At 65.0% G+C, this 14414-nt stretch carries 16 protein-coding genes; 3 read left to right on the top strand and 13 right to left on the bottom strand.

The window, feature by feature from the left end; genetic code table 11:
* Positions 1-83: 83 nt before the first annotated feature.
* The 11 genes from paaE to paaF all read right to left on the bottom strand — a co-directional run bounded on the left by paaE (position 84) and on the right by paaF (position 10235).
* Positions 84-1160, bottom strand: a complete 1077-nt coding sequence (gene paaE, locus APH44_RS15065) for a 1,2-phenylacetyl-CoA epoxidase subunit PaaE (RefSeq protein ID WP_054893410.1) — start codon at positions 1158-1160, stop codon at positions 84-86.
* A gap of 15 nt (positions 1161-1175) precedes the next feature.
* The gene (paaD, locus tag APH44_RS15070) at positions 1176-1709 is read right to left on the bottom strand and encodes a 1,2-phenylacetyl-CoA epoxidase subunit PaaD (protein ID WP_054893411.1); all 534 of its coding nucleotides are present in this window, start codon (positions 1707-1709) and stop codon (positions 1176-1178) included.
* On the bottom strand, positions 1696-2454 hold the full coding sequence (paaC, locus tag APH44_RS15075; RefSeq protein WP_054893412.1) for a 1,2-phenylacetyl-CoA epoxidase subunit PaaC: 759 nt from the start codon (positions 2452-2454) through the stop codon (positions 1696-1698). Before paaC ends, paaD begins: the two co-directional genes overlap by 14 nt.
* A gap of 8 nt (positions 2455-2462) precedes the next feature.
* Positions 2463-2744 carry a 1,2-phenylacetyl-CoA epoxidase subunit PaaB gene (gene paaB / locus APH44_RS15080; RefSeq protein WP_004374528.1) on the bottom strand — a complete coding sequence of 94 codons (282 nt, stop codon included), beginning with the start codon at positions 2742-2744 and terminating at the stop codon, positions 2463-2465.
* Between the two features lie 26 nt (positions 2745-2770).
* Entirely contained in the window at positions 2771-3760 is a 990-nt protein-coding gene (paaA, locus tag APH44_RS15085; protein ID WP_054893413.1) for a 1,2-phenylacetyl-CoA epoxidase subunit PaaA, read from the bottom strand.
* A 261-nt stretch (positions 3761-4021) separates the two neighbouring features.
* On the bottom strand, positions 4022-5341 hold the full coding sequence (paaK, locus tag APH44_RS15090; protein ID WP_054893414.1) for a phenylacetate--CoA ligase PaaK: 1320 nt from the start codon (positions 5339-5341) through the stop codon (positions 4022-4024).
* A gap of 111 nt (positions 5342-5452) precedes the next feature.
* Positions 5453-6673, bottom strand: a complete 1221-nt coding sequence (gene pcaF, locus APH44_RS15095; protein WP_054893415.1) for a 3-oxoadipyl-CoA thiolase — start codon at positions 6671-6673, stop codon at positions 5453-5455.
* A complete protein-coding gene (paaI, locus tag APH44_RS15100; RefSeq protein WP_054893416.1) occupies positions 6666-7121 on the bottom strand; it encodes a hydroxyphenylacetyl-CoA thioesterase PaaI in 456 nt (151 codons plus the stop codon). Before paaI ends, pcaF begins: the two co-directional genes overlap by 8 nt.
* A complete protein-coding gene (gene paaH / locus APH44_RS15105; RefSeq protein ID WP_054893417.1) occupies positions 7114-8631 on the bottom strand; it encodes a 3-hydroxyacyl-CoA dehydrogenase PaaH in 1518 nt (505 codons plus the stop codon). The genes paaI and paaH overlap by 8 nt, the downstream gene beginning before the upstream one ends.
* A 1-nt stretch (position 8632) precedes the next feature.
* Entirely contained in the window at positions 8633-9424 is a 792-nt protein-coding gene (gene paaG, locus APH44_RS15110) for a 2-(1,2-epoxy-1,2-dihydrophenyl)acetyl-CoA isomerase PaaG (RefSeq protein WP_054893418.1), read from the bottom strand.
* A gap of 37 nt (positions 9425-9461) precedes the next feature.
* A complete protein-coding gene (gene paaF / locus APH44_RS15115) occupies positions 9462-10235 on the bottom strand; it encodes a 2,3-dehydroadipyl-CoA hydratase PaaF (protein ID WP_054893419.1) in 774 nt (257 codons plus the stop codon).
* Positions 10236-10539: 304 nt separating this feature from the next.
* On the opposite strand from paaF, the gene paaY reads away from it, so the two are divergent.
* Positions 10540-11139, top strand: a complete 600-nt coding sequence (gene paaY / locus APH44_RS15120; protein WP_054893420.1) for a phenylacetic acid degradation protein PaaY — start codon at positions 10540-10542, stop codon at positions 11137-11139.
* A 77-nt stretch (positions 11140-11216) separates the two neighbouring features.
* Positions 11217-12140 carry a phenylacetic acid degradation operon negative regulatory protein PaaX gene (gene paaX, locus APH44_RS15125; protein ID WP_177339347.1) on the top strand — a complete coding sequence of 308 codons (924 nt, stop codon included), beginning with the start codon at positions 11217-11219 and terminating at the stop codon, positions 12138-12140.
* Positions 12141-12253: 113 nt separating this feature from the next.
* Here paaX and APH44_RS15130 read toward each other — a convergent pair whose 3' ends face one another.
* Positions 12254-13108 carry an NmrA family NAD(P)-binding protein gene (locus APH44_RS15130; RefSeq protein WP_054893422.1) on the bottom strand — a complete coding sequence of 285 codons (855 nt, stop codon included), beginning with the start codon at positions 13106-13108 and terminating at the stop codon, positions 12254-12256.
* 119 nt (positions 13109-13227) lie between these two features.
* On the opposite strand from APH44_RS15130, the gene APH44_RS15135 reads away from it, so the two are divergent.
* Positions 13228-14139 carry a LysR family transcriptional regulator gene (locus APH44_RS15135; RefSeq protein ID WP_054893423.1) on the top strand — a complete coding sequence of 304 codons (912 nt, stop codon included), beginning with the start codon at positions 13228-13230 and terminating at the stop codon, positions 14137-14139.
* On the opposite strand, the gene APH44_RS15140 is transcribed toward APH44_RS15135, so the two are convergent.
* Positions 14130-14333 (bottom strand): hypothetical protein, encoded by a 204-nt coding sequence (locus APH44_RS15140; protein WP_054893424.1) that lies wholly within the window; start codon positions 14331-14333, stop codon positions 14130-14132. The genes APH44_RS15135 and APH44_RS15140 overlap by 10 nt on opposite strands.
* Positions 14334-14414: the final 81 nt, after the last annotated feature.

Raw genomic sequence — 14414 nt, forward strand, 5'->3', positions numbered from 1 at the left:
CCCTGTGGGAGCAAGCTTGTCCCTTTAAAGTCCAGCCAATCCCTGTGGGAGCGGGCTTGTCCCGCGATGAGGGCGCCGCGGTCTCAAAGTTGATCGAAATCCAGCACCACGCGGTCGCTCAGCGGATACGTCTGGCACGACAGCACATACCCCGCCGCCACCTCGTAATCCTCCAGCGCATGGTTGCTGTCCATTTCCACCTCGCCCTCGATCACCCGGCACTTGCAGGTCGAGCACACGCCGGCCTTGCACGAATAGGGCAGCTCGGCGCCAATGGCGTTGCCGGCATCGAGAATGTTCTGGCTGTTGCGCGGCAGGTCGAAGGCCAGGGCACGGCCATCGCTGATCACGGTGATATGGCTCAGCGCCGAGTCCAGCTGACGCTGAGCCTCGCGGGCTTCGCGCCTAGCCTCGTTGCCAGCGGCGGCAAACAGCTCGAAATGGATGCGTTCGCGCGGCATGCCGTTGTCTTCTAGGCTGGCGCGCACGGTTTCGGTCATCGCCTGCGGCCCGCAGATAAAGGCGGCATCGAGGGCTTGCACGTCGAGCCAGCGAGAGAACAACTGGCCGCACTTGTCAGCATCGATTCGGCCGTTGTACAGGTCGACATCCTGCTGTTCGCGGCTGAACACGAAAATCAGGTTCAGGCGGTCCAGGTAACGGTTCTTCAGGTCTTCCAGGCGATCGCGAAACAGTGCGCTGTTGCTGGCGCGGTTGCCGTACAGCAGGGTGAAGCGGCTGTTGGGCTCGCAGGCCAGGGTGGTGGCGATGATCGACAGGATCGGGGTGATACCGCTGCCGGCGGCGACCCCCAGGTAATGGCCATGGCGTTCGGCCTGCAGTGGAACGAAGAAGCTGCCGCTGGGCGGCATCACGTCCAGTTGCTGGCCGACCGCGAGCACATCGTTGGCGAATGCCGAGAAGCGCCCGCCCGGCACGCGCTTGACCGCCACGCGCAGCTCGCCGTCCTGCACGGCACTGCAAATCGAATAGGAGCGGCGCACTTCCTCATCGTCGAGAAAGGTGCGCATCACCAGGTACTGGCCCTGGGTGAAGCGGAACGCGTCCTGCAGATGGGCGGGGACGTCGAAGGCGATCGACACGGCGTCGCGTGTCTCGTGACGCACTTGCTTGATGGTCAGGCTGTGAAACTGGCTCATGGTCGTCTCCACGGCTCAAATGCATTTGAAATAGTCGAACGGCTCCAGGCACTCGCGGCAGCGATAAAGCGCCTTGCAGGCCGTGGAGCCGAACTGGCTGAGCAGTTCGGTGTGGGCGCTGCCGCATTGCGGACAGCACACCTGGGGGGCTTCGCCGAGCAGGCTGCGCTTGCTGGCACTGCCCTGTGGCGGGGCGATGCCATAGACCCGCAAGCGTTCGCGGCCTTGATCGCTGATCCAGTCGGTGCTCCAGGCCGGGGTCAGGCGGCGTTCCAGCGCTGGCTGGGCAAAACCGGCCTGTTCCAGGGCCTGGCGGATATCCCCCTCGATTACCTCGGTGGCCGGGCAGCCGGAGTAGGTAGGGGTCACCACCAGGTGCAGATGGCCGGCGCGCCAATCCAGGTCGCGCACGATTCCCAGGTCTACCACGCTGACCACCGGCACTTCCGGGTCCATGACCTGCTCCAGCACCGCCCAGGCCCGCGCCAGGTCGCCCTCGCGCAGGCTGCGGGCGCCACGGTCGCCAGCGATCAGCTCACCAGATCGCATCGGGGTAGGCCCGTGGCAGGAACTGCATCTCGGCCAGCAGCAGGCCCAGGTGTTCGGTGTGCAAGCCCTTGCGACCGCTCAGGTAGAAATGACTGGCGGGCGTGGGTTGCGGGAGCTCAACCGAGGCGAAGATGGCACTGACCTGGGCGAGCCAGGCTTGCCCTACTTGCGTCGGGTCAGCGGCAATACCCGCGGCGGCCAGGCGCGTCTCGCTTTCACTGCCCTGGCTCAGCTCCACGGTGAAACGCCACAGTGCCGGGATTGCCGCGAGCATGCGGCGACGGCTTTCGTCGGTGCCGCCGCCCAGGCGCTGCACCCACTCACCGGAGCGGCGCAGGTGGTAGGTGACCTCCTTGAGCGCCTTGGCCGCGATCCCGGCGATGCGCGGATCGCTGGAGGTGCACAGGCCCTCGAGCATCGCCAGATGCCAGGCGTCGTAGAGAAACTGCTTGGTCATGGTCACGGCAAAGTCGCCGTTGGGTTGCTCGACCAGCAGCAGGTTGTGGAAGGCCCGTTCGTCGCGGCAAAACGCCAGGGCGTCGGCATCGCGGCCGTCGTCGAGCAGTTCGGCGGCGTACTCCAGCCAGTTGCGCGCTTGGCCGACCAGGTCGAGGCCGACATTCATCAGTGCCAGCTCTTCTTCCAGTGCCGGGGCGTGGCCACACCATTGGCACAGGCGCTGGCCCTGGACCAGGGCGCTGTCGCCGAGCAGCAAGAGGTAGGGGATCAGATCGTCGTTGTGCATGGCGGGCCTCACATGTGTCCGACTTCGTCAGGCAGCTCGTAGAAGCTGGCATGGCGGTAGACCTTGTCGTCCGAAGGGGCGAACAGCGGGTCTTTTTCATCAGGCGAGGAGGCGGTGATCAGCGCCGAAGGCACCACCCACAGGCTCACGCCTTCGCTGCGCCGGGTGTACAGCTCACGGGCGTTCTCGATGGCCATGGCCGCGTCGGCGGCATGCACGCTGCCCACGTGCTTGTGGTTCAGGCCGTGCTTGCTGCGCACGAATACTTCGTAGAGGGTCCAGACAGACATGTTCGATCTCCGCATCGGTCGCCGCTTCAGGCGGCGTTCTTGTTCTGTTGCTTGCGCGCATAGGCCACGGCGGCCTCGCGTACCCAGGCCCCGTCTTCGATGGCCTGGCGACGGGTGGCGACCCGCTCTTGGTTGCAGGGGCCGTTGCCCTTGATCACTTCGTAGAATTCGTCCCACTGGATTTCACCGAAGTCGTAGTGACCGCGGTCGGCGTTCCACTTCAGTTCCGGGTCCGGGGCGGTGCAACCGAGCAGCTCGAGCTGCGGCACGGTCTGGTCGATGAAGCGCTGGCGCAGCTCGTCGTTGGTCTGGCGCTTGATCTTCCAGGCCATCGACTGGGCGCTGTTGGGGGAGTGTTCGTCGCTGGGGCCGAACATCATCAGCGAGGGCCACCACAGGCGATTGATTGCATCCTGGACCATGTCCTTCTGCGCCTGGGTGCCGTGGCGCATCATGGTCAGCAGCAGCTCGTAGCCCTGGCGCTGATGGAAGCTTTCTTCCTTGCAGATACGGATCATCGCGCGCGAGTAGGGGCCGTAGGAGGTGCGTTGCAGTACCACCTGGTTGACGATCGCCGCGCCGTCGACCAGCCAGCCCACCGCGCCCATGTCGGCCCAGCTCAGGGTCGGGTAGTTGAAGATGCTCGAGTACTTGGCCTTGCCGCTGTGCAGCTTGGCGATCTCTTCGTCGCGGTCGGCGCCGAGGGTTTCCATGGCGCTGTACAGGTACAGGCCATGGCCGGCTTCGTCCTGGATCTTGGCCATCAACTGCAGCTTGCGCTTGAGGCTCGGCGCGCGGGTGACCCAGTTGCCCTCGGGAAGCATGCCGACGATTTCCGAATGGGCGTGCTGAGAGATCTGCCGGATCAGGGTCTGGCGGTAGGCCTCGGGCATCCAGTTTTTCGGTTCGATCTTGATCTCGGCGTCGATCTTCTCCTGGAAGTGGCGCTCTTCGGGCGACATCTCTTCCAGTGACTTGACACGTTTGACGCCGGTTTCGACTAGCTGTGCGTACATGTTCGGACTCCCGCCGCAGGGGTGGTTGGGGCATGGAGTCTTTTATAAGCGATACGCGATCGAACATCAAACATAAAATCATGTATCAGATAAAATTGTGTATCACGTTGCGCCCCTATCGCGGGACGAGCCCGCTCCCACTGACTCCAAGATCAGCGAGCCGCCTGTGGGAGCGGGCGCGTCCCGCGATAGGGCCGGCAAATGCGGCGCAAAAAAAGCCCCGGACCAGGCCGGGGCAGAAAAAGGCAGCCGAATCGAAAGTCAGCTGGCCAACCGTTTGTCGTAGACGTGGCAAGCCTTGCCCTCTGAGCGCTTCAGCGTTCCGCAGGGCTGCAGGCGAATCTGCGTGCTGATGCCGATGTAGGTCTTGATCTGCTTGCTCAGCTCACCCACAAGCGCCTTGCGCGTAGCGTCGTCCAGGTACTGGCTGTCGGCGCGCAACTCCACGTGCACTTCCACGCTGTCGAGATTACCATTGCGATACAGATGGATCTCGTAAAGCTCGGAAAGCTGTTTTATTTTCAGCACCTGCTCTTCGATCTGCGTAGGGAACACGTTGACCCCGCGGATGATCAGCATGTCGTCGCTGCGCCCGGTGATCTTGCCAATGCGCCGCATCGGCCGTGCCGTGCCGGGCAGCAGACGGGTCAGGTCGCGGGTGCGGTAGCGCACCATCGGCAGCGCCTCCTTGCTCAGCGAGGTGAACACCAGCTCGCCCAGTTGCCCGTCCGGCAGGACCTCGCCAGACGCCGGGTCAATGATCTCGGGGTAGAAATGGTCTTCCCAGATGGTCGGGCCGTCCTTGGTCTCGATGCACTCCATGGCCACGCCTGGCCCCATGATTTCCGACAGGCCATAGATGTCCAGGGCGTTGATGCCCAGGCGTTGCTCGATGGAGCGGCGCAGCTCGTCGGTCCAGGGCTCGGCACCGAAGATGCCCAGGCGCAGCTTGAGGTCGTTGGGGTCGATGCCCTGGCGCTCGATCTCATCGGCCAGGTTGAGCATGTACGAGGGCGTGACCATGATGATGTCGGGCTGGAAGTCGCGGATCAGTTGCACCTGCTTCTCGGTCTGACCGCCGGACATGGGGATCACCGTGCAGCCCAGACGCTCGGCGCCATAGTGAGCGCCCAGGCCACCGGTGAAGAGCCCGTAGCCATAGGAAACATGCACCTTATCGCCCTTGCGTCCACCTGCGGCGCGGATCGAGCGGGCGACCACGTTGGCCCAGGTGTCGATGTCGTTCTGGGTGTACCCGACCACCGTAGGTTTGCCCGTGGTGCCGCTGGAGGCGTGCAGGCGCACCACTTCTTCCTGGGGGACGGCAAACATGCCGTACGGGTAGTTGTCGCGCAGGTCGCTCTTGCCGGTGAAGGGGAAGCGCGACAGGTCCTCGAGCGACTTCAGGTCGTCCGGGTGGGCGCCGCAGGCGTCGAAGCGCTGACGGTACAGCGCCACCTTGTCATAGGCGTGGCGCAGGCTCCAACGCAGGCGTTCGAGCTGGTGCTGGCGCAGCGCATCGACACTGGCAGTTTCCATGGGGTCAAGCAGGGCGCGTTCGGCATCGTGGTACATGTTCATGGCTTCACTCGAGTTGTTCTTGTACGCCGGCCCGTCGAGGGGCCGTGAGTGTCATGGTGGGCAGCATACTGCCCGTTGCAGCGTGGGTCGCGGTCCGTTGGTCGAAGTGCCTCAAAGGCGCTCGATCACCATGGCGATGCCCTGGCCGACGCCGATGCACATGGTGCACAGCGCGTAGCGGCCGCCGGTCAGCTCCAGCTCGTGCAGCGCGGTGGTGACCAGCCGCGCGCCGCTCATGCCCAGCGGATGCCCCAGGGCGATGGCGCCACCGTTGGGGTTGACCCGTGGATCGTCGTCGGCAACACCCAGCTCGCGCAGCACTGCCAGCCCTTGGGCCGCGAAAGCTTCGTTGAGCTCGATCACGTCCATGTCGGCCAGGGCAAGACCGGTCAGCTCCAGCACCTTGCGCGTCGCAGGCACCGGGCCGATGCCCATGATGCGTGGCTCGACACCTGCTGCGGCCATGCCGACGATTCGCCCGCGGGGCTTCAGGCCGTGGCGGCGGGCTGCGCTGCTGCTGGCCAGCAACAGTGCGCACGCACCGTCGTTGACCCCCGACGCGTTGCCAGCAGTGACGCTGCCACCTTCGCGAAACGGCGTGCCAAGGCGCGCCAGCTGCTCCAGGGTGGTGTCGCCGCGCGGGTGTTCGTCTTGCTCGACCAGCTTGGGCGGGCCCTTGCGCTGGGCGATCTCGACCGGGACGATTTCCCGCGCCAGGCGGCCATTGGTCTGGGCGGCGGCGGCTTTGTGCTGGCTGCGCAAGGCAAAGGCATCCTGGTCGGCGCGCGAGATGCCGAACTGCTCGGCGACGTTCTCGGCGGTCTCGGGCATCGAGTCGATGCCGTATTGGGCTTTCATCAGGGGATTGACGAAGCGCCAGCCGATGGTGGTGTCGAACAGTTCCGCACTGCGGCCGAAGGCCTGTTCGGCCTTGCCGATGACGAACGGCGCGCGGGACATGGATTCGACGCCGCCGGCCAGCATCAGCCCGGCCTCGCCACAGCGCAGGGCGCGGGCGGCGTTGCCGATGGCGTCCAGGCCGGAGCCGCACAGGCGGTTGAGGGTGGTGCCCGGCACCTCGACAGGCAGCCCGGCCAGCAGCGTGGCCATATGCGCAACGTTGCGATTGTCTTCGCCGGCCTGGTTGGCGCAGCCGAGGATCACATCGTCGATGGCGTGCCAGTCCAGTGTCGGGTGGCGGGCGATCAAGGCCTTGATCGGGATCGCCGCCAGGTCGTCGGCACGCACGCTGCTCAGGGCGCCGCCGTAGCGGCCGATGGGCGTGCGCACGGCGTCGATGATCAGGGCGTCGTTGAGGGTCGGTTCAGTCATCTTGCGTCTCCTGCGTCAGCACGCTGCCGCGCAACTTGTAGGACTTGCCATGGAACAGCGCCACCAGCTCGCCACGCTGGTTTTCCAGGCGAACGTCGTAGAGGCCAGTGCGGCCCTTGCGCACCAGCTCGTGGGCGGTGGCGGTCAACTGGTCGCCGAGCAGCGCCGGGGCCACATAATCGATGCTGCAGCCTAGGGCCACAGTGGCCTCGTCGTGGCTGTTGCAGGCAAAGGCGAACGCCGAATCGGCCAGGGCGAAGAGAAAGCCGCCGTGGCAGGTGCCGTGGCCCTGGATCATGTCGGCGCGTACGGTCATGCGCACGGCAGCGCTGCCGGGGCCGGCCTCGAGCAGTTCGATGCCCATGCCTTGAGTGGCCCGGTCACGGGCGTACATGGCGTCGGCACAGGCGCGGGCCAGCGCTTCGGGCGTGCGAGGTGTGTCAGTCATGCAGGCGGCCTCCTTCGGCATGGGTGCGGCGCAGCAGCAGGGAAGGGCGATAGCGTTCTTCGCCGTAGGCCTGCTGCAGGTGTTCGAGGGTGTGCAACGTGTGGGCAAGGCCGATGCGTTCGGCCCAGGCCAGAGGCCCCAACGGATAATTGACCCCGGCGCACATGGCCAGGTCGATGTCGGCCGCCGAGGCGACACCTTGCAGCACCGCATCGGCGGCTTCGTTGGCGAGCATGGCCACCGTGCGCAGCACGGCCAGGCCCGGCAGGTCGGCCAGGGCGCTGACGTTGAAACCGGCACGCTGGAGCAGCGCGACAACCTGATCGCGGGCTTCGATCGTGGTGTTCCTGGCCCAGGTAATCGCGATGCGTGTCGCGCTGCTGTAATCCAGGGCAAGGTCGATCAGGACCAGGTTCTGCAGGCCGTCGTCGCGGGCGCGCTGGCTGGCCAGGCGACCGTCGGACAGGGCCAGGGTGGCATCACCAATGCGCAACAAGCCCTGGCCGGCGCGTTGGGTCAGTTCGACGCCGCTGGCGCTCAGGCGCTGCAGCAGCGGCTGCATGACACCGAGGTCGCCCTCGACCACGCAGCGTGTAACTTCGGCAGAGCTGCGCAATTCGGCAGGCTGCGGGCGTTCGGCGCCTTCGCGGTAGTCGTAGAAACCTTGGCCGCTCTTGCGCCCCAGGCGCCCGGCGGCCACCAGTTCCTTTTGTACCTGCGAGGGCTGGAAGCGCAAATCCCCGTAATAGGCGTCGAACACCGAACAGGTGACGGCGTAGTTGACGTCATGGCCGATCAGATCGGTGAGTTCGAACGCGCCCATGCGGAACCCGCCAGCCTCGCGCAACAGCGCATCGAGGCTAGCGCAATCGGCGGCACCTTCCTGCAGCAGGCGCAGGCTCTCGGCATAGAACGGACGGGCCACGCGGTTGACGATGAAACCGGGGGTGGAGCGTGCATGCACGGGCTGCTTGCCCCAGGCCTTGGCGGTGTCGTACAGCGTATCGGCCACCGCCGGTTCGGTCGCAAGCCCCGACACGACCTCGACCAACGCCATCAAGGGGGCAGGATTGAAGAAATGCATGCCGATCACGCGCTCGGGTCGGGCCAGCCCCTCTGCCAGGCGGGTAATCGACAACGACGACGTGTTGCTGGCGAGGATACAGGTTTCAGCGCAGAGGGCTTCAAGCTGGCGCAGCAGTTGCTGCTTGATATCGAGGTCTTCCACGATCGCCTCGATCACCAGCGCCGCATCGGCCAGGGCCTCGAGCGACTCGGCAGGCTGCAGGCGGGCTATGGTCGACTCGCGCTCGCAGGCGTTCAGCTTGCCTTTGTCCACCAGGCGCGCCAATTGCCGAGCAATGCCGTCGATGGCCTGCGCTGCGGCGCCCGGGCGATTGTCATAAAGCCGGACCGCATGCCCGGCCTGGGCTGCAACCTGGGCAATGCCGGCCCCCATGGCGCCAGCGCCGATCACCGCAACCTGGGCTTCAATGTGCAGTGCACTCATCTCAGCACCCCTTGAACACGGGCGTACGCTTTTCCATGAAGGCGCTGACGCCTTCGCGGTAGTCGTCGCTGCGCCCGGCCAGGCGTTGCAGGTCGCGCTCGAGCGTCAGTTGCTGATCGAAACTGTTGTCGAAGCTTGCGTTGAGGCTGCGCTTGATCAGCGCCAGGCCGTAGGTGGGCTGAGCGGCCAGGTGCCGGGCCAGGCGCAGTGCTTCGTCGCGCAACTCGGCGTCGTCGACCACGCGGTGAATCAGCCCCCATTGCTCGGCCTGTTCGGCGCTCAGGCGCTCACCCAGCATCGCCAGGGCCTTCGCGCGGGCCATGCCGACCAGCCGTGGCAGCAGCCAGGTGCCGCCAGAGTCCGGAATCAGACCGATGCGGCAGAACGCCTGGATGAAGCTGGCCGAGCGGGCGGCCAGCACTAGGTCGCAAGCCAGGGGAATATTGGCCCCGGCGCCGGCAGCTACGCCGTTGACCGCACAGATCACCGGCATCGGCAAGTCGCGCAGGCTACGGATCAGCGGGTTGTAGAACTGCTCAATCGACAGGCCCAGGTCGGGCCGCTCGGCACCAGGTGCGACGTTGCGGTCGGAGAGGTCCTGGCCGGCGCAGAAACCGCGGCCTTCGCCGGTCAGCAGCAACACCCGCGCCTGTTCGCTCTGGCGTACCTGCTTGAGAGCCTCGCGCACCTCCTGGTGCATGGCGGTGTTGAAGCTGTTGAGTTGCTCGGGGCGGTTGAGCGAGAGGAGGGCGATGCCGTCCTCGATGGAAAACAGGATGTGCTGGAAGCTCATGGCAAGCGCGCTCCGTCAGTCGGTGGAATCGGGTGGGTCAGCGGCCGATGAAGCTGGCCGGGCGTTTTTCCTGGAAAGCGCGGATGCCCTCGTCGCGGTCGGCCGTGCCAGCCAGCAGGGTGAAGGCATGTCGCTCGAAGCGCAGGCCGCTGGCGAGGTCGGTATCCTGGGCCTTTAGCAGCGCCTCTTTGGCCAGGCGCACGGCCAGGGGCGCCTTTTGCGCGATGCTGCACGCCACCTGCAGGGCGCGTTCAACGGTCAATTCGGGCTGGGTCATTTCGCTGATCAGCCCGGCTTGCAGGGCATGGCGGGCATCGAGGGTTTCGCCGGTGAGCACCAGCTGCATCGCCAGTGGCTTGCCGACTGCGCGAAGCAGGCGCTGGGTGCCACCGGCGCCGGGAATGATGCCGAGGTTGATCTCTGGCTGGCCGAAGCGTGCGTCGGACCCGGCGATAACGATATCGGCGCACATCACCAGCTCGCAGCCGCCGCCGAGGGCGAAACCGTTGACGGCGGCGATCAGAGGCTTGGGAAAAGCGGCGATGCGCTGCCAGTGGGCGACACGGGGATCGTTGAGGATGCCGACCAGGTCGCGCTCGGCCATCTCGTTGATGTCCGCGCCGGCGGCAAAGGCCTTGCGATTGCCGGTGATGACCACCGCACGGGTGTGCTCGTCATGGGCGGCAGCGTCGAGTTCGTCGGCGAGCTCTGCCAGCAGCTCGGTATTCAGGGCGTTGAGGGCTTGCGGGCGGTGCAGGGCGATCAGGCGGACACCGTCCGCCGGGGCCTGCACAACGAGGTTGCTTGGCATGGTGGTACCTCAGGCTGCACGTTTGGCGCCGGTCAGTGCCGGCCAGTTCTTGGAGTCGGTTGCAGTGGTGGCGCAAGTATAGGCGCAAAGCGATACGAAATATCAACATCAAAATTGGCATGATGTATCTAAATCTTGACTGCTGATCGGCGGGATCGCTGAAACCCCTGGTGCGCATAAGTTCCGATCAACCACTCCATGAGAAAGACGATTCAAGAAAGCGATACAGCAATTTCAAAATTGACTGATCTATTTGAAGTGATACATGATCCTTGATCGTCATGAATCACATTGAGTCGCTCCCATGCCCTGCTATCGCCTCGACGGCTTGACCCCAGTGGTCCATCCCACCGCCTACGTCCACCCCAGTGCCGTCCTGATCGGCGATGTGATCGTCGGCCCCGGCTGTTATATCGGGCCTCTCGCTGCGTTGCGGGGCGACTTTGGGCGCATCGTCCTGGAGGAGGGCGCCAATCTGCAGGACACCTGCGTGATGCATGGCTTTCCGGGCGGTGACACGGTCATCGAGCGCAACGGTCATGTTGGGCATGGCGCGGTGCTGCACGGGTGCCGAGTAGGGGCGGATGCGCTTGTGGGCATGAATGCGGTGGTGATGGATGGTGCGCACATCGCGCCACGCTGCATCGTGGCGGCCACGGCATTCGTCAAGGCGGGGTTCACCTGCGAGGCGCAGAGCCTGGTGGTGGGCTCGCCGGCCCAGGCCAAGCGTACGCTCAGCGATGAGGAAGTCGCCTGGAAGCAGCGCGGCACGCAGGAGTACCAGGCGCTCGCCAGACGCTGCATGGCGTCGATGGTGGAGTGTTCACCGCTGAGTGCGGTCGAGCCCGCACGCCCGCGCATGGGCGATACCGGCCTGCGGCCGAAGACGGGGCATGGCGCATGAGCATTGCCGTGTCGCGCCATGGCCAGGCGGGGCGGGGTAACGGTATAGTCGGGGCTTTCTCCGCGCCCAGTTCCCCCATGAGCAGCCTCGCACCCCTGAACCACCTGATCACCCGCTTCCAGGAGCAGACGCCAATCCGCGCCAGCTCGCTGATCATCACGCTGTATGGCGATGCCGTCGAGCCCCACGGTGGCACGGTGTGGCTGGGTAGCCTGATCGGTTTGCTGGAGCCCTTCGGCATCAACGAGCGACTGATTCGCACGTCGATCTTCCGCCTGACCAAAGAAGGCTGGCTGACCGCTGAAAAGGTCGGTCGCCGTAGCTACTACAGCCTGACCGGCACCGGCCGACGGCGTTTCGAGAAGGCATTCAAACGGGTCTACAGTGCCAGCCTGCCAGCCTGGGACGGCGCCTGGACGCTGGTGCTGCTCTCGCAGTTGGACGTTGCCAAGCGCAAGTCGGTACGTGAAGAGCTGGAGTGGCAAGGCTTCGGAGCCATCGCCCCTAACGTGATGGGCTGCCCGCGTGCTGATCGTGCGGATCTGGCGGCGACCCTGCGCGAGCTGGAGGCCGAGGAAGACAGTATCGTCTTCGAGACCCATGCCCAGGAAATTCTCGCCTCCAAGGCCATGCGCGCGCAGGTCAGGGAGAGCTGGGGGATCGACGAGCTGGGCCAGCATTACAGCGAGTTCATTCGCCTGTTCCGTCCGCTGTGGCAGGCACTGCGCGAACAGGAAACGCTGGAGGCGCAGGATTGCTTCCTGGCGCGCACCTTGCTGATCCACGAATACCGGCGTTTGCTGCTGCGCGATCCGCAGTTGCCCGATGAACTGCTGCCCGGTGACTGGGAGGGCCGTGCAGCGCGCCAGTTGTGCCGCAACCTCTATCGCCTGGTGTCGCCCAAGGCTGAAGTCTGGCTCAATGACATGCTGGAGACGGCGGACGGACCGCTGCCGGATGCCAGCGAGAGTTTCTACCGTCGATTTGGTGGTTTGAGCTGAAACATACGTGGTACGTATCACGGTATGTTATGACGACTGAGGTCGACCATACTTCTATGGCCACCCCTGAAAGCTGAAGCGCCCTGCAGGGCGCGCCAGCCAAAGAGTCGTGCTCAACTCCGCTCGACCAACCCCGCCAATACCGTCTGCAGATCGGTGCGCGCCTGGCGCGGCGTCCCTTCAAAGTCGATCCAGCCCGCATTGAAGCCATCGAGCATTTGCATGCGCGGTACCGGATTCTCCATCCCTTGCTCAAGGAATAGTGCCTCCCAGCTATCGCGCGGGACTGCTTGCGCCTTCACTTCACGCCCGAGCACCTGGCCAAGCGTGGCAGCGAGCTGCAGCGGTGAGATCGCTTGCGGGCCGGTCAGCTCCACTACCCGCACACCCTCCCAAGGCTCCTGCAGCAACTGCGCTGCAACGCGCCCGACATCGGCCGTGGCGACCATGTGCACCGGCTTGTCCAGCGGTTGCAGGAAGCTGTACAGGACGCCATGTTCCCGAGCGGGGGCGATGTCCCACAGGCTGTTCTCCATGAACCAGGCAGCGCGCAGAAACGTTACCGGCATGGGCAGCTGCCCCAGCACATGTTCCATTTCACTCAGCTGCGATAGCAGGTTAGGGTGGCTGGCCTGCGCGCCAACGGTGGAGAGGCACACTACGCGTTCCGGTTGGCTGGTCAGCAGTGCCGCGTGCAGGTTGGCGAGTATCGCGCGGGTTTCGGGGAAATCAGGGCGAGGGTCGAAGTTCGGCGGCAGCAGCACGAACACAGCGGTAGCGCCCTGGAGCGCCCGGGTCAGGGCGACACGGTCCTGCATGTCGGCTACCGCGACGCTGCACCCCTGGGCCTGCCAGGTTTCGCCCTTGGCAGCATCGCGCACCACAGCGCGCACCTCCTTGCATGCGGCCAACAGGTTGCGCGCCAAGGCGCCGGCGACTTGGCCGGTAATGCCAGTGATAACGTACATGGTATGTAACTCCTGAGTGGAAGGCGGCACAGCGCCGCGTTCGGGAGCCAGTCTGTGGTGCGTCGATTGATTAATCGATAACATGAAGCTCATTTCAATAATGACTGATTGGCATCAATATGAGTTTCGATGAGCGCAGCCTCAGTGGCATGAGTGTGTTCGTCGCCATCGTCGACAGTGGCAGCTTTGCCGCTGCTGGCGAGGTGATGGACATGTCCCAGCCGGGGGTCAGCCGGGCGTTGGCGCGCCTGGAGAAACGCCTGGGGATTCGCCTGTTTGACCGCACCACACGCTCGGTCACCCTGACCGACGAGGGGCGCCGCCTGTACGAACAGGTGGTGCCGTTGCTGGCAGCGCTGGACGAGGCGGCCAGCTCGGTGACCGAGGGGGCAGTGGTGGTCAGGGGGCGGCTGCGGGTCAATGTCGATCCGTTTTTCGCTCGCCTGATACTTGGGCCGCGCCTGGGCGGGTTTCTCGAGGCGCACCCACAACTGAACCTGGAACTGATCACTCGCGATCGCCTGGGCGACATGGTCGCTGAAGGTTTCGACTTGGCCGTGCGTTTCGGCGAGCCCCGCACGTCAAGCCTGGTGGCGCGCAAGCTGCTGGACACTCGTATCCTGACCGTGGCGGCACCGGCCTACCTCAAGCGTTTTGGCCGCCCGGCACAGCCGCAGGCCCTCAGCGAACATCGCTGCATCCAGTTCCGTGATCCGCAGAGTGGTCAGCCTTTTGCCTGGGAGTTTCACCGCGGTGCCGAGCGCCTGACCGTGGACACGCGCGGGCAATTGCTGGTCAACGATGTGGGCAGCCTGCACAGCACCTGCCTTGCCGGCTACGGAGTTGCGCAGGTGATGGCTTTGGGTAGCGAGCTGCTACTGGCCGAGGGCCGCCTGGTCGAGCTGTTCGACGACTGGCCGGACGAGCGTTTTCCGCTGTATGCACTGTACCCTTCGCGGCATCACCCGCCGGCCAAGGTTCGCGCATTTCTCGACTTCGTCCTGGAGTTGCTCAATGCACCTCAGGTGTGAGGGCAGGGCGTAGCTACGTGCGCGTGCAGCGCCTCGGCGAGCCATCCCATGAACCACAGGGCATCGTCGCCTGGAGGGTGGGGAGGGGTGAGCAACTGGTAGCTTTCCAGTGCGACCGCCTCGTCGATCCGCGACGGCGCCACGGCACAGGGCGCGCAGACCTTCTGGGCGCTGGGAATATTCGGGCAGAGCATTGCGATCAATCCACGGGAGCGTCTAGTAGTGGTGCAGTGGTCGACCTGGAAAAATGCCGAGTCGCCCAGTTCGCTGTATGA

The sequence above is a fragment of the Pseudomonas sp. NBRC 111143 genome (assembly GCF_001320965.1).
Taxonomy (GTDB): domain Bacteria; phylum Pseudomonadota; class Gammaproteobacteria; order Pseudomonadales; family Pseudomonadaceae; genus Aquipseudomonas; species Aquipseudomonas machongensis.

What these genes read in the sequence shown, in the direction of transcription:
- paaE (WP_054893410.1), bottom strand. Translation starts at nt 1,160, where the DNA reads ATGAGCCAGTTTCACAGCCTGACCATCAAGCAAGTGCGTCACGAGACA.
- paaD (WP_054893411.1), bottom strand. Translation starts at nt 1,709, where the DNA reads ATGCGATCTGGTGAGCTGATCGCTGGCGACCGTGGCGCCCGCAGCCTG.
- paaC (WP_054893412.1), bottom strand. Translation starts at nt 2,454, where the DNA reads ATGCACAACGACGATCTGATCCCCTACCTCTTGCTGCTCGGCGACAGC.
- paaB (WP_004374528.1), bottom strand. Translation starts at nt 2,744, where the DNA reads ATGTCTGTCTGGACCCTCTACGAAGTATTCGTGCGCAGCAAGCACGGC.
- paaA (WP_054893413.1), bottom strand. Translation starts at nt 3,760, where the DNA reads ATGTACGCACAGCTAGTCGAAACCGGCGTCAAACGTGTCAAGTCACTG.
- paaK (WP_054893414.1), bottom strand. Translation starts at nt 5,341, where the DNA reads ATGAACATGTACCACGATGCCGAACGCGCCCTGCTTGACCCCATGGAA.
- pcaF (WP_054893415.1), bottom strand. Translation starts at nt 6,673, where the DNA reads ATGACTGAACCGACCCTCAACGACGCCCTGATCATCGACGCCGTGCGC.
- paaI (WP_054893416.1), bottom strand. Translation starts at nt 7,121, where the DNA reads ATGACTGACACACCTCGCACGCCCGAAGCGCTGGCCCGCGCCTGTGCC.
- paaH (WP_054893417.1), bottom strand. Translation starts at nt 8,631, where the DNA reads ATGAGTGCACTGCACATTGAAGCCCAGGTTGCGGTGATCGGCGCTGGC.
- paaG (WP_054893418.1), bottom strand. Translation starts at nt 9,424, where the DNA reads ATGAGCTTCCAGCACATCCTGTTTTCCATCGAGGACGGCATCGCCCTC.
- paaF (WP_054893419.1), bottom strand. Translation starts at nt 10,235, where the DNA reads ATGCCAAGCAACCTCGTTGTGCAGGCCCCGGCGGACGGTGTCCGCCTG.
- paaY (WP_054893420.1), top strand. Translation starts at nt 10,540, where the DNA reads ATGCCCTGCTATCGCCTCGACGGCTTGACCCCAGTGGTCCATCCCACC.
- paaX (WP_177339347.1), top strand. Translation starts at nt 11,217, where the DNA reads ATGAGCAGCCTCGCACCCCTGAACCACCTGATCACCCGCTTCCAGGAG.
- APH44_RS15130 (WP_054893422.1), bottom strand. Translation starts at nt 13,108, where the DNA reads ATGTACGTTATCACTGGCATTACCGGCCAAGTCGCCGGCGCCTTGGCG.
- APH44_RS15135 (WP_054893423.1), top strand. Translation starts at nt 13,228, where the DNA reads ATGAGTTTCGATGAGCGCAGCCTCAGTGGCATGAGTGTGTTCGTCGCC.
- APH44_RS15140 (WP_054893424.1), bottom strand. Translation starts at nt 14,333, where the DNA reads ATGCTCTGCCCGAATATTCCCAGCGCCCAGAAGGTCTGCGCGCCCTGT.